This is a genomic window from Rhodocista pekingensis (assembly GCF_042665545.1).
Classification (GTDB): Bacteria; Pseudomonadota; Alphaproteobacteria; order Azospirillales; family Azospirillaceae; genus Rhodocista; species Rhodocista pekingensis.
This window is the reverse complement of the sequence record NZ_JBHTCM010000022.1, coordinates 40,728-57,287: the sequence shown is the minus strand read 5'-3', so window position 1 is coordinate 57,287 and position 16,560 is coordinate 40,728. Positions and strand designations below refer to the sequence as shown.

At 71.7% G+C, this 16,560-nt stretch carries 18 protein-coding genes; 5 read left to right on the top strand and 13 right to left on the bottom strand.

Annotated elements, in window-relative coordinates; all coding sequences use genetic code 11:
* Positions 1 to 137: 137 nt before the first annotated feature.
* The 4 genes from ACFQPS_RS17220 to ACFQPS_RS17205 all read left to right on the top strand — a co-directional run bounded on the left by ACFQPS_RS17220 (position 138) and on the right by ACFQPS_RS17205 (position 3,357).
* Positions 138 to 1,001, top strand: a complete 864-nt coding sequence (locus tag ACFQPS_RS17220; RefSeq protein ID WP_377360449.1) for a class I SAM-dependent methyltransferase — start codon at positions 138 to 140, stop codon at positions 999 to 1,001.
* A 72-nt stretch (positions 1,002 to 1,073) separates the two neighbouring features.
* Positions 1,074 to 1,760, top strand: a complete 687-nt coding sequence (locus ACFQPS_RS17215) for a response regulator transcription factor (RefSeq protein WP_377360448.1) — start codon at positions 1,074 to 1,076, stop codon at positions 1,758 to 1,760.
* 27 nt (positions 1,761 to 1,787) lie between these two features.
* The gene (locus tag ACFQPS_RS17210; RefSeq protein WP_377360447.1) at positions 1,788 to 2,669 is read left to right on the top strand and encodes an MBL fold metallo-hydrolase; all 882 of its coding nucleotides are present in this window, start codon (positions 1,788 to 1,790) and stop codon (positions 2,667 to 2,669) included.
* Positions 2,670 to 2,778: 109 nt separating this feature from the next.
* A complete protein-coding gene (locus ACFQPS_RS17205; protein WP_377360446.1) occupies positions 2,779 to 3,357 on the top strand; it encodes a YcbK family protein in 579 nt (192 codons plus the stop codon).
* Between the two features lie 100 nt (positions 3,358 to 3,457).
* Here the strand turns inward: ACFQPS_RS17205 and ACFQPS_RS17200 are convergent, their stop codons facing one another.
* The 8 genes from ACFQPS_RS17200 to rbfA all read right to left on the bottom strand — a co-directional run bounded on the left by ACFQPS_RS17200 (position 3,458) and on the right by rbfA (position 10,649).
* Positions 3,458 to 4,108: an outer membrane protein gene (locus ACFQPS_RS17200; RefSeq protein WP_377360445.1), complete on the bottom strand. Its 651-nt coding sequence runs from the start codon at positions 4,106 to 4,108 to the stop codon at positions 3,458 to 3,460.
* Between the two features lie 257 nt (positions 4,109 to 4,365).
* Positions 4,366 to 5,025, bottom strand: coding sequence for an outer membrane protein (locus ACFQPS_RS17195; RefSeq protein WP_377360444.1), 660 nt, complete (start codon positions 5,023 to 5,025; stop codon positions 4,366 to 4,368).
* Between the two features lie 399 nt (positions 5,026 to 5,424).
* On the bottom strand, positions 5,425 to 5,694 hold the full coding sequence (locus ACFQPS_RS17190) for a Txe/YoeB family addiction module toxin (RefSeq protein ID WP_377360443.1): 270 nt from the start codon (positions 5,692 to 5,694) through the stop codon (positions 5,425 to 5,427).
* A 19-nt stretch (positions 5,695 to 5,713) separates the two neighbouring features.
* The gene (locus ACFQPS_RS17185) at positions 5,714 to 6,058 is read right to left on the bottom strand and encodes a type II toxin-antitoxin system Phd/YefM family antitoxin (protein WP_377360442.1); all 345 of its coding nucleotides are present in this window, start codon (positions 6,056 to 6,058) and stop codon (positions 5,714 to 5,716) included.
* A gap of 126 nt (positions 6,059 to 6,184) precedes the next feature.
* On the bottom strand, positions 6,185 to 8,308 hold the full coding sequence (pnp, locus tag ACFQPS_RS17180; protein WP_377360441.1) for a polyribonucleotide nucleotidyltransferase: 2,124 nt from the start codon (positions 8,306 to 8,308) through the stop codon (positions 6,185 to 6,187).
* Between the two features lie 354 nt (positions 8,309 to 8,662).
* Positions 8,663 to 8,932 (bottom strand): 30S ribosomal protein S15, encoded by a 270-nt coding sequence (gene rpsO / locus ACFQPS_RS17175; RefSeq protein ID WP_012568065.1) that lies wholly within the window; start codon positions 8,930 to 8,932, stop codon positions 8,663 to 8,665.
* Positions 8,933 to 9,172: 240 nt separating this feature from the next.
* A complete protein-coding gene (gene truB, locus ACFQPS_RS17170) occupies positions 9,173 to 10,120 on the bottom strand; it encodes a tRNA pseudouridine(55) synthase TruB (protein ID WP_377360440.1) in 948 nt (315 codons plus the stop codon).
* Positions 10,110 to 10,649: a 30S ribosome-binding factor RbfA gene (gene rbfA / locus ACFQPS_RS17165; protein ID WP_377360439.1), complete on the bottom strand. Its 540-nt coding sequence runs from the start codon at positions 10,647 to 10,649 to the stop codon at positions 10,110 to 10,112. The genes truB and rbfA overlap by 11 nt, the downstream gene beginning before the upstream one ends.
* Before the next feature lie 221 nt (positions 10,650 to 10,870).
* Between rbfA and ACFQPS_RS17160 the strand changes: the two genes are divergently transcribed.
* Entirely contained in the window at positions 10,871 to 11,254 is a 384-nt protein-coding gene (locus ACFQPS_RS17160) for a VOC family protein (protein WP_377360438.1), read from the top strand.
* Positions 11,255 to 11,266: 12 nt separating this feature from the next.
* On the opposite strand, the gene ACFQPS_RS17155 is transcribed toward ACFQPS_RS17160, so the two are convergent.
* The 5 genes from ACFQPS_RS17155 to ACFQPS_RS17135 form a co-directional block, all read right to left on the bottom strand.
* Entirely contained in the window at positions 11,267 to 11,914 is a 648-nt protein-coding gene (locus ACFQPS_RS17155) for a helix-turn-helix domain-containing protein (RefSeq protein WP_377360437.1), read from the bottom strand.
* A 73-nt stretch (positions 11,915 to 11,987) separates the two neighbouring features.
* Positions 11,988 to 12,362: a type II toxin-antitoxin system VapC family toxin gene (locus ACFQPS_RS17150; protein WP_377360436.1), complete on the bottom strand. Its 375-nt coding sequence runs from the start codon at positions 12,360 to 12,362 to the stop codon at positions 11,988 to 11,990.
* Positions 12,359 to 12,667, bottom strand: coding sequence for a hypothetical protein (locus ACFQPS_RS17145; protein ID WP_377360435.1), 309 nt, complete (start codon positions 12,665 to 12,667; stop codon positions 12,359 to 12,361). The genes ACFQPS_RS17150 and ACFQPS_RS17145 overlap by 4 nt, the downstream gene beginning before the upstream one ends.
* 174 nt (positions 12,668 to 12,841) lie before the next feature.
* Complete coding sequence (gene infB / locus ACFQPS_RS17140; protein WP_377360434.1) at positions 12,842 to 15,619, bottom strand: translation initiation factor IF-2; 2,778 nt, start codon at positions 15,617 to 15,619, stop codon at positions 12,842 to 12,844.
* On the bottom strand, positions 15,616 to 16,539 hold the full coding sequence (locus ACFQPS_RS17135; RefSeq protein ID WP_377360433.1) for an RNA-binding protein: 924 nt from the start codon (positions 16,537 to 16,539) through the stop codon (positions 15,616 to 15,618). Before ACFQPS_RS17135 ends, infB begins: the two co-directional genes overlap by 4 nt.
* Between the last annotated feature and the right edge of the window lie 21 nt (positions 16,540 to 16,560).

Here is a 16,560-nt window from a genome sequence, read left to right as displayed (position 1 = left end):
GCGCAGGCCCGCGCCCGGGCCGCGTCCGCGGCGCGGGCCGCCCTGGCCGCCCTGCCCGACTGGCCCGCCACGGCCGGGGCGCTGGCGGCGGAACTGGCCTATGCCCTGCCCCTGGACCGCCGCATCGAGCGGATCGCATGAGCGGCTTCAGCGCCGACTGGCTGCACCTGCGCGAACCGCTGGATGCCGCCGCCCGCGATCCGGGCCTCGCCCTGCACTTCGCCGCCGCCCTGCCGGAGCGGCCGCGCCTGCTGGACATCGGCGCCGGCACCGGCAGCGCCCTGCGCTGGCTGGCGCCGCGGCTGGGCCGGCCGGCGCAGCGCTGGACCCTGGCCGACGGCGACGACGCCCTGCTGGCCGCCGCCCCGCAGGCGGTGGCGGGCTGGGCCGCCGGGCAGCCCTGGCTGCACCTGGAGGCGGAGACCCTGCGGACGGATCTGGCGACGGGGTTCGAGGCGCTGGACCTGCCCGCCCGCGACGGGGTGGTGGCCAGCGCCGTCCTGGATCTGGTGTCGGAGGCATGGGCCGGGCGCTTCGCCACCGCCCTGGCCGCCGCCGGGCGGCCGCCGGTGCTGGCCATGCTCAGCGTGGACGGGCGGGTGGCGTTCGACCCGCCCGACGCGGACGACGCCTTCGTGCTGGCCCGCGTCGCCGTCCACAGCGGACGCGACAAGGGCTTCGGCCCGGCGCTGGGCGCGCGGGCGCCGCATGTCGTGGCGGCGGCGCTGGAGCGGGCGGGCTATGCCGTGACCCTGGCGCCGTCCGACTGGCGCCTGGACCCGGCGGCTGACGGGGACGACGGCACCGCCGCGGCGCTGCGGGTGCTGGTGGCGGGCTATGCCGCCGCGGCGACGCAGACGGACCCGGACGCCGCGGACCGCATCGCCGCCTGGGCGGCATGGCGGCGCAGCACGCCGGCGGTCCTGCATGTCGGCCACCGCGACCTGCTGGCCGTGGCCGACCGGGCCCGTGTCATGCCATCGCCGGTCCGGACGTGTTAGTATTCCGGCCGCCGCGGCGGCGGCCCGGCGACGGACAGATGCTGAAGACGGGAACGGGCAGAAGACGGGAACGTGCAGAAGACGGGAACGCTCATCCTGCTTGCCGGCGACGACGCGGCCCTGCGGCAGACGCTGACCGAACAGCTCCGGCTCGACCCGGAGATGGAGGTCCGGGAGGTGGACAGTGCGGCGGCCGCCCTGGCGGCGGCGCGGGCGGAGCGGTTCGACGCCGCGCTGCTGGACAGCGGCCTGCCCGACCTGGACGGACGGGCGCTCTGCCGCGCCCTGCGGGCGGAGGGGCTGGACTGCCCGGTGATCCTGATGACGGCGCCCGCGGACGCGGGCGACGCCCCCGCCGGCTGCGGCGCCACGGAGAGCATCGCCAAGCCGTTCCGGCTGGGCGTGCTGCTGGCCCGGCTGCGCGCCCTGCTGCGCCGGGCGGCGGAGACGGACGGGGCGGGGCTGGCGATCGGCCCCTACCGCTTCCTGCCCACCGCCAAGCTGCTGCTGGACGACGGGCGGCAGCGTCGCATCCGCCTGACCGAGAAGGAGAGCCAGATCCTGGCCTATCTGCACCGGGCGGACGGCCGCACCATCGACCGCGACACCCTGCTGGGCGAGGTCTGGGGTTACAATGAGGGGGTGACCACCCACACGCTGGAGACCCATGTCTACCGGCTGCGGCGGAAGATCGAGCGCGACCCGGCGCGGGCGGAGATCCTGGTGACGGAGCCCGGCGGCTACCGGCTGGTGCCCTGAGGCGAGACCGGGCGGGAAGGAAGCGAAATGGCAGAGACGGCAGGAACGGCGGACGCGGCGGGCGGCGCACCGGACGGGATCCTGGTGCGCTTCTGGGGCGTGCGCGGCAGCATCGCCACGCCGGGGCCGGCCAGCGCCCGCTACGGCGGCAACACGAGCTGCATCGAGGTGCGCTGCGGCGGGCGGCTGCTGATCTTCGACGCCGGCACCGGCATCCGCCTGCTGGGGGAGGCGTTGCAGGCGGGCGAGCTGGCGGACGGCACGCCGCTGGACGCCGACCTGTTCCTGACCCACACCCATTACGACCATGTCGGCGGGCTGCCCTTCTTCACCCCCGCCTACGATCCGCACAACCGGCTGATCCTGTGGGAGGGGCATCTGGGACCGGAGCGGACCCTGCAACAGGTGCTGGACCAGCTCATGTCGGCGCCGCTGTTCCCGGTGCCGGTCAACCTGATCGAGACGAGCTGCCGCTACCGCAAGTTCACCGCCGGCGACACGCTGGAACCGCGCCCCGGCATCCGCATCCGCACCGCGCCGCTGAACCACCCCAACAACGCCACCGGCTACCGGATCGAGCATGGCGGCCGCTCTGTCTGCATCGTCACCGACACCGAGCACCGCCGCGGCGGACCGGACCCGCGGGTGGTGGAACTGGTGCGCGGGGCCGACCTGATGATCTACGACTCGACCTACACCGATGCCGAGTACGAGCGGCATGTCGGCTGGGGCCATTCCACCTGGCAGGAGGCCTGCCGCGTGGCCGACGCCGCCGGGGTGGCGCGCACCGTGCTGTTTCACCACGATCCGACGCACAACGACCAGACGCTGGACGAGATCGGCACGGCGGCGGAGGCGATGCGCCCCGGCACCCTGCTGGCGGCCGAGGGCATGACGCTGACGCTCTGAACCGCCACAAGGCCGGGACATGAACCGGAAGGGCGATATCGTTAGGGGGACGGGAGCCCGGTCCGTGGTAGAGGGGAGATGGTCCATCCCTTCCACCGGAGCCGGTTCCGTGGTCCCCGCCCGCCGCCTGATCCTGTCCGCCTGTCTTGCCGCCGCCGTCCTGCCGGTGCTGTCCGGCTGTGCTTCCCGCCCGCCCGAGCCGCCCCCGCCGGAGCTGCCGCCCCTGCCCGGGCTGCGCCGGGTGGTGCTGGTGCACCCCCAGAGCGGCGAGCGCGCCGACGTGATCTACTACCACAACGGCGGCTACGACCCCCGCGCCATGGACAGCGTCAACCTGCTGCTGCGCGACCGCAACACGGGGGAGAAGGCGCCGATCGACCCGGCGCTGATGGATTTCCTGTTCGACCTGTTCTACCGCACCGGCCTGCCGCCGACGACGGAGGTGCAGGTGCTGTCCGGCTACCGCTCGCCGCAGACCAACGCCAGGCTGGTCAAGGTGAATTCCCAGGCGGCGCGGGAGAGTTTCCACATGCAGGGCAAGGCCCTGGACTTCCGCGTCCCCGCCCTGCCCGGCCCGGCGCTGGCGGAGATCGCCAAGACCATGCAACGCGGCGGCGCCGCCTTCTATCCCGGTACCGGGCACATCCATATCGACACCGGCCCGGTGCGGACCTGGAAGACCCGCTGAGCCGGCACAGCCCGACGCGACGGCAGGACCCGAAAGCACGACCGGGCCGGCGGCATGTGCCCCCGGCCCGGTCGTCGCCGTCCCGCGGGACGGTCGCTGCTCAGAAGCGGTAGGCGAAGCCGACGCGGATCTGGCTCTCGTCCACCTGCGCGGCCGTCGTGGCGAGCTGGGCCGTGGTCGCCAGATCGTCATAGTCGAAGTAGCTGTACTCCAGGCGGACCAGCATGTTGTCGCCCTTGCCCGGGCCGGCCAGGGCGTATTCCACGCCGCCGCCGTAGCGCCAGCCGTCCAGCCGGTCGTCGGTTGCGATGGAGACGGTGCCGAGCGTGTTCTTCACGTCGAACTGGGTCCACTGCCGGCCGAAGCGGCCATAGACCAGGATGCGGTCCATCACCACCGTGCCGACGCGGGCAGAGACGCCGTAGCTGTCCTGCGCGTCGAAGCTGGTGCGGATGTTGCCCGCGCGCACGCCGATGGAGGAGCCGTTCAGGCCGTACTCGGCCTCCAGCCCGGCATAGACGGGACCCAGGCTCATGCCGTAACCGGCATAGGCGCCGAAGGTCCAGCCGTCGCCGCTGCCGTCGCCGGTGGTGGTCACGGTGCCGACGGTGGCCCGGGCATCCACGTCCAGGTCGGCATAGGCGAAGAAGGCACCGACATAGGGGCCGTCGAAGACGCTTTCGGCCATGGCGGCCGGGGCGGCCAGCAGGGCCGCGGCAGCGACGGCGCCGGCGGTGAGCAGTCGGGTCATGGTGGTCATCTCTCCTGTTGCGCCCCTCTTCCCGGGCGCCCCTTGCTCAGGGGGTCGGGGTCGGACCCCTGTAATCCCATCGCAGGAAGCCGTCCAGGGCCATTCGCGCCGGGACCGGACAGCCGCCCGCGTGCCGCGGGACGTCTCCGGCCGCCGCAGGGCCGCGCACAACAGAAAGGGCCCGGTGCGATGCACCGGGCCCTTTGCCGCCACCGGTTCCTGGGGGGGAGGGGGGGTGGAACCGGGAGGCGATGGGGTCAGAACCGGTAGGCGACGCCGACGCGGACCGCGCTTTCGTGCGGCTCGGCGTTCGTGCGCGCACCACCCTGGCCGTAGGAGACCTTGTAGCTCTCGTAATCGGTGTAGTTGTACTCAAGCCGGGCCAGCACGTTCTCGGTCAGGGCGTGCTCGACACCGCCACCGATACGCCAGCCGTTCAGGTGCTCGTTCTCGTCCATGGTCGGCGTGCCGGCGACGGAGCCGAGCCGGCCGGAGACGTCGAGGTCCGTGCGCTGCCAGCCGATGCGGCCGTAGACCAGCGTGTCCGGGGTGGCGAGCAGACCGGCGCGCAGGGCGATGCCCAGGCTGGTGCCGGCGTCGAAGTTGTAGGAGTTGCCGGCGAGGGTCGAGGTCTTCTCCTGGTCGCTGATCCCGATCTCACCCTCGATGCCGAGATAGAGGGTGTCGATGGTCTTGCCGTAGCCGAGGAAGACCGCGCCCGTGACGCCGTCGTTGGTCCGGTCCACCTTCTGCGTGGTGGCGTTGGAGAAGGTGGTCGTGCCGTTGGGCTTCATCCAGGCATAGCCGAGAGCCGCACCGACATAGCCGCCGTCAAACGGGCTCTGGGCGAGGGCCGGCGCCGACGAAAGGGCGACCAGGGCGGTAGCGCCGAACAGAGCAGCAGTAATACGGGACATGACTTCTCTCCTCATAAAGCTGTATTCGGGACGCAAAAAGCCGTGGCGCGTTGCCGCGCATCCCGATGCCGTTCTTTGATCGGCTTTTCTTTGATCCCGCCGGCGCCACACTTGTCAGGGACGTCGTCGGCCAGGAACGATCTCAGCTATAGGCGCCTGTCCCGGGCTTCACTGTGCGGATTATCACAGAAGGGTTGCAGCCGCGGCATGCCGGTCCCGGCGTGGCGCGCAGGGCTCATGCCCTTGAACGGGGTCTCCGGCCCCTTAACGCAAGTCGCTGATTTCCCGGTGATTCCGGCAGGCGGGTCCGACTGCGGCGGCGGGACGCAGGGCGCGGAGACGGACCGGCGGGCGGTCACCGGGCGGAAGCGTGCCGTGCCGCCCTCAGGTCCGCCGCCCCTATCTGTAATGCCGCCGGCAGGCCGCGATCTCCAGCACCTGATCTGGCGGCTGTCCGGCCACGCGATAGACGAGCCGGTGTTCCCCGGTGATGCGCCGTGACCACCAGCCCGCCAGGGAACCGCGCAGCGGTTCGGGCTTGCCGAGACCGACGAAGGGGGTGCGCGTACACTCCCGGATCAGCGCGTTCACCCGTGCCAGGATGGCCCGGTCCTGCTCCTGCCAGTGCAGGTAATCCGCCCAGGCCGCGCTGCTGAAGCTGATGCGCATGGTCCGGGGGCCCGCCGGTTCACGGCTCGATCAGGTCGCGCTCGACACCCTTACCCGCCTCGAACTCGGCGATGGCGTCCAGGAGCCGCCGCGCGTTGGCCGGTGTGCCCAGGACGTGGAGGGTTTCCTGGAGGGCCGCCCATTCGCCCTCCGCCAGAACGACGACGCCCTCCTCCCCCTGGCGGGTCACCACAAGGGGCGCACGGCTGTCGCGGACCTGATCGAGATGACGGGCCAGATTCTGCCGGAACTCCGTCGCGCTGACATGGCGCGCGCCGACGCTGCGGGGTTCAGCGCGGCGGCCATCGTCGTGGTCGCCGTGGTCGCCAGCGTCGTGGTCATGGAGCCGATGAGCGTCAGGCATGGCCGCCTCCTCTGTACGTTCATGTGTACATCAGCCCGCCTGCTCCAACAAGGCGCGGTCACGAAAAAGCCGCCGAGGATGGCCCCGGCGGCTTCTTCACGTCGGTCGGACGGAGGGGAGAGGGGATCAGCCCTCGGCCTCTTCCTTCTTGGACAGGTCCTCGCCGGTCGTCTGATCGACGACCTTCATGGACAGCTTCACCTTGCCGCGGTCGTCGAAGCCCAGGACCTTCACCTTCACGGCGTCGCCCTGCTTCACGACGTCGGTGACCTTGGCGACGCGCTCGTTCTTCAGCTCGGAGATGTGGACGAGGCCGTCCCGGCTGCCGAGGAAGTTCACGAAGGCGCCGAAGTCCATGATCTTGACGACCTTGCCCTCGTAGATCTCGCCCACCTCGGGCTCGGCGACGATGCCCTTGATCCACTTGATCGCGGCCTCGGACGCCTTGCCGTCCACGGCGGCGACCTTGACGGTGCCGTCGTCCTCGATGTCGATCTTGGCGCCGGTCTGCTCGACGATCTCGCGGATCACCTTGCCGCCGGAGCCGATCACGTCGCGGATCTTGTCCTTCGGGATGTTGATCACGGTGATGCGCGGCGCGTTCTGGTTGACCGCCTCGCGCGCCGTGTTCAGCGCCTTGTTCATCTCGCTCAGGATGTGGACGCGGCCGTCCTTGGCCTGGGCCAGGGCGATCTTCATGATCTCCTCGGTGATCGAGGTGATCTTGATGTCCATCTGGAGCGCGGTGACGCCCTTCTCCGTGCCGGCGACCTTGAAGTCCATGTCGCCCAGATGGTCCTCGTCACCGAGGATGTCGGACAGCACGGCGAACTTCTCGCCTTCCTTGATCAGGCCCATGGCGATGCCCGCCACCGGCCGCGGCAGCGGCACGCCGGCATCCATCATCGACAGCGAGCTGCCGCAGACCGTGGCCATGGAGGAGGAGCCGTTCGACTCGGTGATCTCCGACACGACGCGGATCGTGTAGGGGAAGGCCTCCTTCGTCGGCAGCAGCGGCCGGACGGCGCGCCAGGCCAGCTTGCCGTGGCCGATCTCGCGCCGGCCCGGGCTGCCCATGCGGCCGGCCTCGCCCACGCTGTAGGGCGGGAAGTTGTAGTGGAGCATGAAGCTCTCACGGTACTCGCCTTCCAGCGCGTCGACGATCTGCTCGTCCTGGTTCGTGCCCAGCGTGGCGACCACCAGGGCCTGCGTCTCACCGCGGGTGAACAGGGACGAGCCGTGGGCGCGGGGCAGCACGCCGACCTGCGAGACGATGGGACGGATGTCCACCGTGGTGCGGCCGTCGATGCGCTTGCCGGTCTCGATCACGCTGCCGCGCAGGATGTCGCTCTCCAGCTCCTTGAAGACGCTGGACACGGCCTCGGGCGCGGTGCCCTCGGCGACCAGCGTCTCCAGCGCCTTCAGCTTGGCGGCGCCGATGGCGGCGTAGCGCTCCTGCTTCACGGTCAGGGTGTAGGCCTGGCGGACGTCCTGGCCGATCAGGGCGGCCATGCGGGTCTTCACCGCGTCCTTGTCGTAGGCCGGCGCCGGGATCGCCATCGGGTCCTTGGCCGCCATCTCGGCGAGGTCGATGATGAGGTCGATGACCGGCTGGAACTCGCGGTGGCCGAACATCACGGCCCCCAGCATCACGTCCTCGGGCAGCTCCTTCGCCTCGGACTCCACCATCAGCACGCCTTCGGTGGTGCCGGCGACGACGAGGTCGAGATCGCTGGCTTCGACCTGCTCCAGCGTCGGGTTCAGGATGAACTGGCCGTCCTTGTAGCCGACGCGCGCGGCGCCGATCGGCCCCAGGAACGGGATGCCCGAGATGGTCAGCGCGGCGGAGGTGGCGACCATGGCGACGATGTCGGGATCGTTCTCAAGGTCGTGGGACAGGACGGTGACGATGACCTGGGTCTCGTTGCGGTAGCCGTCCGCGAACAGCGGACGGATCGGCCGGTCGATCAGGCGGGAGGTCAGCACCTCCTTCTCCGTCGGGCGCCCCTCGCGCTTGAAGAAGCCGCCGGGGATCTTGCCCGCAGCGAAGGCCTTCTCCTGGTAGTTGACCGTCAGCGGGAAGAAGTCCACGCCCGGCTTCGGGGCCTTGGCGGCCACCGCGGTGGCCAGAACCACCGTGTCGCCGTAGCTGGCCCACACGGCCCCGTCGGCCTGACGGGCGACCTTGCCCGTCTCCAGGACGAGCTTCCGCCCGCCCCACATCATTTCCTTGCGGAAAACCTTGAACATCGTCGTCTTCCTTCCATCCGAAACCCGGACACGCCCCGGATTGGGCGGCGGGCCGGGGCCCTATCGGCTAGCCCCGCATGAACGTCCCCGGGAAGAATACACCCGGGACGGGAAAATCGCTCTGCGCAGAGAGGACCTGCGCAAACGGAAAGCGGCCCGCCGGGAACCTTCCCGACCGGCCGCTTCCAATAATCAGGTCTGTCACCGATCCGGAGGGACCCGGGGCGACGCCGCCCGCCGGAACGCCCCCACCGCCCGGGGGCCACGGCCGTGCCGGGCACGGACGGGCCGAGGCGAAGGGGGGATGGGCGTCGGCTGGCGTCACCGCTGGGTCTGGTCCGGTCGCTGGCTGCGTCAGCGACGCAGGCCCAGGCGCTGGATCAGGGTGTCGTACCGGCCCTGGTTCTTGCGCTTCAGGTAGTCCAGCAGACCACGGCGCTGGCCGACCATGACCAGCAGGCCACGGCGCGAGTGGAAATCCTTCGCGTGGGTCTTCAGGTGCTCGGTCAGGTTCACGATGCGCTCCGTCAGGATCGCAACCTGCACCTCGGGCGACCCGGTGTCGCCGTCCTTGGTCTTGTATTCCTCGATGAGCGCCTGCTTGCGCTCGGGGGTGATCGACATCGTCGTCTCCAGTCAGAAGGATTGATCCGCCCCGGACGGCGGCTCTGGGCAACCAAGGGGGGCGGAATGCGACAAGCCGCAACGCACGGCCGTGCCGGGATGTCGTCCAGCACGGTCGCAGCGGTACGGCGATGACCGGCGACAAGTGCCCTGCCCGCCGGGATGAGTCAAGCGGATTCACGGAAAAGGCAGGAGGAACGGACGGGCCGGAGGCGCGCAGAGGCGCCCCTCCGCCCGCCGTCACAGGTTCAGCACGCGCACCGGATGGATGGTGGCCCCCTCCACCCGGACCAGGGCGACCGGCCGGCCGAAGGCGGTGGCCAGCGCCGCCGCCCCGCCCTCCTCCGGACCCAGGGCCTCGCCGATCCGGCGCAGCCGCTCGGTGTCCTGCCGGCGCAGCAGCAGCACCGGCTGGCCCTGGCGCAGGCGCTGCGCCTCGGCATCGTTGAGCGCGATGGCCGGCAGCGTGTCCAGCGCCATCTCCACCGGCTGGATCGCCCCCGCGGCGGCGCCGTCCTGGACCAGTTGCTCCAGGCTCTCCAGGGTGACGGCCTCCGCCAGCGTGAAGCGGCCGACGCGCAGCCGGCGCAGCTCATGGACATGGCCCACCGTGCCCAGGGCGCGGGCAAGGTCGCGGGCAAGGCTGCGCATGTAGGTGCCCTTGCCGCACTCCACCTCGAACACGGCGGTGTCGGCGTCGGGCCGTTCGGTCAGGTGGAAGCCGTCCACCCGCACCTCGCGCGGGCGCAGCTCCACCGTCTCGCCCTCGCGTGCCAGATCGTAGGCGCGCTCGCCGTCCACCTTGATGGCGGAATACTGCGGCGGCACCTGGGTGATCAGGCCGGTGAAGCGGGGCAGCGCCGCCTCGATCTCCTCGTCCGTCGGGCGCAGGTCGGAGGTGGCGATGACGCTGCCGGCGCGGTCGTCGGTGTCAGTGGCGGCCCCGAAGCGCAGGACGAAGCGGTAGGTCTTCTCCCCGTCCATGGCGTACTGCACGGTCTTCGTCGCCTCGCCCAGCGCGATCGGCAGCACGCCGGTGGCGATCGGGTCCAGCGTGCCGCCATGGCCCGCCTTCTCCGCCTGCAACAGCCAGCGCACCTTGGCCATGGCCTGGGTGCTGGTCATGCCGCCGGGCTTGTCCAGCACCAGCCAGCCATGGATGGGCTGGCCCTTCCGCTTACGCGCCACGACGGCCCTCCCGGTCCCCGCCGTCCAGGTCGGGGACGTCGCGGGCGTCCAGATCGCCGTCGGCCTCCCCGCCGTCTTCATCGTTCTCGGCACCGCCGCGTTCCAGCGGCACGCCCTCGGCGTCGAGGTCGCGGGTGATGTCGCGGGCCACGGCCGGATCGTGCAGCAGACGGTCGATGCGGTCGGCATAGGCGAAGGAGGTGTCCTCCTGGAAGCCGATGCGCGGCGCGTGCTGCAACCGCACGGCATGGGCGATCTGGGCCCGGAAGAAGGGGGCGGCATGGTTCAGCGCGGCGATCACCTCCGGATGGCCGCCGCCCAGCGGCATGACGAAGGCCGTCGCGTTCTTCAGATCCGGGCTGACCCGGACCTCGGTCACGGTGACGTTGACGTCCTGCAAACCGGGATCGCGGAAATCGCCGCGGCGCAGGATGTCGGCCAGGGCATGGCGGATTTCCTCGCCGACGCGGAGCTGGCGCTGGCTGGGGCCGGTATGGCCCGGCTTGGTGGAGCCTCTGCCTCGGGACATGGGTATGCTTCCTTCTGGTCGCCTCGACCGGCCGCGGGATGGGACCGCGGGCCGCCAGTGGGGCGCTTTCCTACCCCCATTCAACGCCAAAGGGGAAGCGCCGTCACCACGCATCGGCGATGCCCGCCGCGCCGGCCGCCGTGCCTGTTGTCGCATATCTTCAAGACCGCACCGCCGCCGCGGCCTACCCTCGGCGCCCGGACACACCAGAGGAGGCGGCGATGAAGCTGCGTTACACCATCCTGTATGTCGAGGACGTGGCGGCGACGCTGGCGTTCTACCGCGACGCCTTCGGCGTCGAAACCCGGATGCTGCACGAGAGCGGCGACTATGGCGAGCTGGACACCGGAGCGACGACGCTGTCCTTCTCCTCGCGGGCGCTGATGGCCTCGCTGGGCAAGAACCCCGCGCGGCCTCGGCCCGACGCCCCGGCCTTCGAGATCGCCTTCGAGACGGACGACGTGGCCGGGGCCTATGCCCGGGCGCTGGCCGCCGGGGCCACGGCGGTGCAGCCGCCGGAGCGGATGCCCTGGGGCCAGACGACGGCCTATGTCAGCGACCGCGACGGCTTCCTGGTCGAACTCTGCACCGCCGTGACGGGCTGAGGGAGGGCGGGTTCAGCCGTAGCCCGGCTGGGCAAGCTGGCCGGCCAGGTCGGCATCGCCGCGCAGGGCGCGCGGGGTCGTGCCCAGCCAGCGGCGGACCTCCCGCGTCAGGTGCGCCTGATCGGCATAGCCGTGCCCGGCCGCGGCGTCGGCCGGCGGCGTGCCGGCGGCCACGGCCCGCGCCGCCCGCCGCAGCCGGGCCAGCATCAGCCACCAGCCGGGCGCCCGGCCGGTGGCGGGCAGCAGCAGCCGTTGCAGGGTGCGCGGCGTGACGCCCAGCCCGGCCGCCGCCGCGGCGACGCTGCCCGGCCCCGCCGCGAGCGCGGCCAGCGCCTCCTCCACCCGCGCGCAGGCGCGCGCATGATCGGCAAGCAGGGCCAGCACCCGGTCGGGCTCCGGCTCCCGCCCCGCCAGCGCGCGCAGCAGGCGACCCGCATCCAGGCCCAGGCCGGGCCGCATCCGGAACCCGTGGAAGCGGCTGCCCGGCACCAGCGCCACCGCGCAGGTGCGGTCCTCCAGCGCCGAGACGAACCAGAACGGCCGCCCGCCGGGATCGTGGCGCAGGATCAGGTCGCGGCAGCCGTCCGGCGACACCCGCGCCACGGCCGGGGTGGCAGGCGCCGCTTCCCAGACGGCGATGACGGGATCTCCGGTCAGCATGGCGGACGCGATCTCGGCACGGGGAAGGCTCCACGGATGACGGGGCAGGTATCTTCTGCCACCGCACGCATCGCTACCAGATCAGCGGAACCTGATAGTTTTCCAGCATCCGGTCCGCACTCATAAGGGTCAGACCTTCCTCCCTTGCCTGGGCGACCAGCATCCGGTCGAAAGGGTCCCGGTGGTGGTCAGGCAAGGCAGCGGCGATGCGGCAATGCCCGCGGTTGATCGACAATGGCTCGAAGCCGCGGTCTTCCAGCATTTCCCATATATCCGGGGGCAGATCGAGCTTCTGCCGCGCGCGCTTGATCTCAGCCTCCCAGACCGATGCCACGCTGAAGAAGAAATCGTTGGCCGGATCGCCGATGGCCTGATGGACGGAAGGCGGAAGGCGGGCATCGTCGAGGACGAGCCAGACCAAGGCGTGGGTGTCGGCCAGAATCCTCAAGGCCGCCCGCCCGGGTCTTCGCCCGGCAACAGGGCGTCTGCATGGAACAGGGCCACCAGATCGGGATCGGGGTCGAAGGCGTCATCCGCGACCCAGGCCCGCCCCTTGCAGGCCCCGATGATCGAGCGGCGCCGGGCGGCGACCCCCTCCCGGACCTGCTGCGCCTCCCCGTCCGGAAGAGCGGGAACGGCGCGCCCGACGAGGCGGCCGTCCACGGTGAGGTCGAGTTCCTCCCCGCGGGCCAGCCGGTCGGCCAGGATCCGCAGGCCGTCCACGCTGCGCGTCAGTTCGAAATGGCCGGGCATTGCCCCCTCCCGCAAAGAAAACGGCCGGCGCCTGCTGTCGAGCATAGCGCCGGCCGGGGTATCCGCCAATCCGGGTGCCACAGGTCCGGGTGTCTGCCGGCCCGGGTGCCGCCCCCGGCCCCGCCGGGAAAAGCGGCGGGGCGGGACCGGTGGGGACCGGGGAGGGAAGCCGCCTCAGAGGGCGCGGGCGACTTCCTCCATCTCGAAGGCCTCGATCAGGTCCCCGGCGCGGATGTCGTCGTAGTTCTCGAACGCCATGCCGCACTCGAAGCCCTCGCGGACCTCCTTCACCTCGTCCTTGAAGCGCTTCAGCGTCTTCAGGGTGCCTTCGTGGATCACGACGTTGTCGCGCAGCAGGCGGACCTTGGCGCCGCGCTTGACGATGCCCTCCACCACGCGGCAGCCGGCGACCTTGCCGACCTTCGTGATGTTGAACACCTCCTGGATCTGGGCGTTGCCGAGGAACTTCTCCCGCAGCGTCGGCGCCAGCATCCCCGTGAGCATCTGCTTCACGTCGTCGATGATGTTGTAGATGATCGAGTAGTAGCGGATCTCCACGCCGTCGCGCTTGGCCATCTCGCGGGCCTGCGGGTTGGCGCGGACGTTGAAGCCGATGATCAGGCCGTCGGAGGCGTTGGCCAGCGTCACGTCGCTTTCCGTGATGGCGCCGACGCCGCTGAACAGCACGCGGACCTTGACCTCGGAGTTGTCGCCGGCGGCCTTCTCCAGCGCCCCCGCGATGGCCTCCACCGAGCCCTGCACGTCGCCCTTGATGACGACCGGCAGTTCCTTCGCCTCGCCCGCCTGGATCTTGCTGAACATCTGCTCCAGCGACCCGCGCGCCTGCTGGGCGGCCTGGGCCTCCCGCTTCTTGCGCTGGCGGTACTCGGTGATCTCGCGGGCCCGGGCCTCGGTGCCGACCACGGCGAGGTCGTCGCCCGCCAGCGGCACGCCGGTCAGGCCCAGCACCTCCACCGGGGTGGCGGGGCCGGCCTCGTCCACGGCCTGGCCGCGGTCGTTGACCAGGGCGCGGACACGGCCCCACTCGCTGCCGGCGACGACGATGTCGCCGACCCGCAGGGTGCCGCGCCGGATCAGCACGGTGCCGACGGGGCCGCGGCCCTTGTCCAGCTTGGCCTCGACGATGGTGCCCTCGGCCGGCCGCTCGGGGTTCGCCTTCAGCTCCAGGATCTCGGCCTGGAGCAGGATCGCCTCCTCCAGCCGGTCCAGGCCCTTGCCGGTCTTGGCCGAGACCTCGACGTCCAGCACCTCACCGCCCATGTCCTCGACCACCAGATCGTGCTGCAACAGCTCATTGCGGACACGGTCGGCCTTGGCCTGGGGCAGGTCGCACTTGTTGATGGCGACGATGATCGGAACCTTGGCCGCCTTGGCGTGCCGGATGGCCTCGACCGTCTGCGGCATGACGCCGTCGTCGGCCGCCACCACCAGCACCACCACGTCGGTCACGGTGGCGCCACGGGCGCGCATCTCCGTGAAGGCGGCGTGGCCCGGCGTGTCGATGAAGGTGATCTTCGAGCCCGACGGGAGCTGCACCTGATAGGCGCCGATGTGCTGCGTGATGCCACCGGCCTCGCGGCCGGCCACGTCGGTGTGGCGCAGGGCGTCCAGCAGTGAGGTCTTGCCGTGGTCGACATGGCCCATGACGGTGACCACGGGCGGCCGCGGCCGCAGGTCCTCGGTCCGGTCCTGGTCGCCGATCACGCCCAGCTCGACATCGGCCTCCGAGACGCGGTGCGGCCGGTGGCCCAGCTCGGTGACGACCAGCTCGGCCGTGTCGGCGTCGATGGTCTGGGTGATGGTCGCCATGACGCCCATCTTCATGAGCGTCTTGATCACGTCCGCCCCGCGCTCGGCCATACGGTTGGCCAGCTCCTGGACGGTGATGACCTCGGGGATGGTGACGTCGCGGGTCACTTTCTGGGTTTCCTGTCGGCCGAACTGGCGCTGGCGTTCGCGCTCCCGGGCGCGGCGGGCGGCGGCCAGACTGCGGCCGCGGCCCCCCTCGTCCTCGACGAGCGCCTGGCTGACGGTGAGCTTGCCGGTGCGGCGCTTCTCCCCGCCCTTGGCCTTGACGGGCGGCACGGGGACCTTGGGCGCCCCCTTGCCGGGACCGCTGCTGCTGCCGCGGCGGCGGGGCGCCTCCTCCTCCTCGTCGTCCTTGCGGCCGGGCAGGCCGGTCGCGGTGCGGACGGCGGGGGCCTCGGCCCCCGGGCGGGCGGTGGTGGCGGTGCCGGGACGGGCGGTGGTGTCGGTGCGCTTGCGGGTATCCTCCGCCTTGCGCGCCTCCTCCTCCTTGCGCCGGGTTTCTTCCTCCAGGCGCTTGCGCTCGGCTTCCGCGGCCAGGGCCTTCTCCTGGTCCTGGATGCGGCGCAGCTCCTCCATCTCGCGGCGGCGCAGCGTCTCGTCGTCCAGCGGCTCCGCGGCGGCGGCGGCTTCCGCGGCCACGACGGCGGCAGCCTCGGCCGCCGCAGCGGCGGCGGCGGCGGCAGCGGCCTCGGCAGCCACCTGCTCGGCGAGCGCGCGCTCCTCCGCCTCGGTCAGGGCGCGGCGCTGTTCCTCCGCCTTGGCTTCGCGCAGGACACGCAGGCGCTGCTCGCGCTCGGCCTCGCTCAGGCCGCGCGGCGCGCCGGACCGGCCCCCCTGCTGGCGCCCGGTGACACCCTCGGCCGCGCGACGGGCGGCGGCGCCGCCGTCGGCGATGCCGGGGACGGCCGCCTTCTCGAAGGTGCGCTTGCGCTGCTTGACCTCGACCGCGACGGTCTTCTGCCGACCGTGGGAGAAGCTCTGGCGCACGGTATCGGCCGCGCTGGCGGCAGCGCCGGCGCCGGCAGCGGCGGCGGCGGCGGGCTTCTTCAGCCCCAGCGTGCCGCCTTTACCGGACAGGCTCAGAGTTTTCTTGTCGCGGTTCTGGTCGTTCGTGTCAGTCATTCGGTATCCGACCGTCTCGTCGTTGATCCCTCGATGCGGTCCGGTGTACTCGTGTCCGCATCAGGCAAACTCGTGTCACGCAATCCCGCTTCACCCGCGGCCCCCGTCCGGCCGTCCGGCGACCCTGCCGGCGCGGCCCTTGCGGGCGCCACACTCACCGGCGGCAGACCGGCCAGAGCCGACAGCCGCCCGAATTCCCGCAGCACCTGCGCGGTCAGCGGCCCACGGGCCAGAACCGCGTGCACCGCCTCCTCACGCCCCAGCGCCAGCCCCAGCTCGCGCCGGTCCAGCACCGCCACCAGGGGCACGCCGGCCGCCGCGGCCAGCGGTGCCAGCTTGGCCCGGCCGTCCGCGGCCCCGTCGGCCGCCTCCAGCCAGAGGCCCGGAACGGCTGACTTGCCGAACCGGCCCGACCGCAGGGCGGCCTGCACCTTCTCGAACCCGGCCACCGCACCACCGCCGCGGCAGGCCAGCCCGATCAGGGCCAGACAGCGGCGGCGCAGCAGCGCCACCGTGCGGGGCGCCAGATCCTTCTCCACCCGGACGGCGCGACGCGCCGCCTTGGCGAAGAGGTTCCTGGCGACCGCCTTTTCGAACATGGCGGGGTCCGCCGTCAACCACAGCCCGCGTCCCGGGAGGGATTCCTCCACATCCGGCACCAGGATGCCGTCCGGTGCTATGACGAACCTCACCATCTGATCCCGGGAGGCCACCGCGGAACTGGCGACGCAACGCCGCAGGGGCCCCTTCTTCCCGCCCAGCACCTCGGGCTCGTCCGCCCCGGGCCAGTCGGTGATCTCCCCATCGCCCGTCCCGGCTCCGGACACGTCGGCGCACGCACCCTGCGGCGCCGGGGCGGGGCCCGCGGCGACCGTCAGGGGGCCATGGCCCCGGCGGGTCGGATCGGTGGTCGGGTGCATCGGGAACGGGTCCTCCTGTTT

Excerpts from the sequence above, each read along its gene's own strand:
- ACFQPS_RS17195 (WP_377360444.1), bottom strand. The coding sequence starts at position 5,025 with ATGTCCCGTATTACTGCTGCTCTGTTCGGCGCTACCGCCCTGGTCGCC.
- ACFQPS_RS17160 (WP_377360438.1), top strand. The coding sequence starts at position 10,871 with ATGAAGCTGCGTTACACCATCCTGTATGTCGAGGACGTGGCGGCGACG.
- rpsO (WP_012568065.1), bottom strand. The coding sequence starts at position 8,932 with ATGTCGATCACCCCCGAGCGCAAGCAGGCGCTCATCGAGGAATACAAG.
- ACFQPS_RS17220 (WP_377360449.1), top strand. The coding sequence starts at position 138 with ATGAGCGGCTTCAGCGCCGACTGGCTGCACCTGCGCGAACCGCTGGAT.
- infB (WP_377360434.1), bottom strand. The coding sequence starts at position 15,619 with ATGACTGACACGAACGACCAGAACCGCGACAAGAAAACTCTGAGCCTG.
- rbfA (WP_377360439.1), bottom strand. The coding sequence starts at position 10,649 with ATGTCCCGAGGCAGAGGCTCCACCAAGCCGGGCCATACCGGCCCCAGC.
- ACFQPS_RS17135 (WP_377360433.1), bottom strand. The coding sequence starts at position 16,539 with ATGCACCCGACCACCGATCCGACCCGCCGGGGCCATGGCCCCCTGACG.
- ACFQPS_RS17145 (WP_377360435.1), bottom strand. The coding sequence starts at position 12,667 with ATGCCCGGCCATTTCGAACTGACGCGCAGCGTGGACGGCCTGCGGATC.
- ACFQPS_RS17190 (WP_377360443.1), bottom strand. The coding sequence starts at position 5,694 with ATGCGCATCAGCTTCAGCAGCGCGGCCTGGGCGGATTACCTGCACTGG.
- ACFQPS_RS17200 (WP_377360445.1), bottom strand. The coding sequence starts at position 4,108 with ATGACCCGACTGCTCACCGCCGGCGCCGTCGCTGCCGCGGCCCTGCTG.
- ACFQPS_RS17210 (WP_377360447.1), top strand. The coding sequence starts at position 1,788 with ATGGCAGAGACGGCAGGAACGGCGGACGCGGCGGGCGGCGCACCGGAC.
- pnp (WP_377360441.1), bottom strand. The coding sequence starts at position 8,308 with ATGTTCAAGGTTTTCCGCAAGGAAATGATGTGGGGCGGGCGGAAGCTC.
- ACFQPS_RS17155 (WP_377360437.1), bottom strand. The coding sequence starts at position 11,914 with ATGCTGACCGGAGATCCCGTCATCGCCGTCTGGGAAGCGGCGCCTGCC.
- ACFQPS_RS17185 (WP_377360442.1), bottom strand. The coding sequence starts at position 6,058 with ATGCCTGACGCTCATCGGCTCCATGACCACGACGCTGGCGACCACGGC.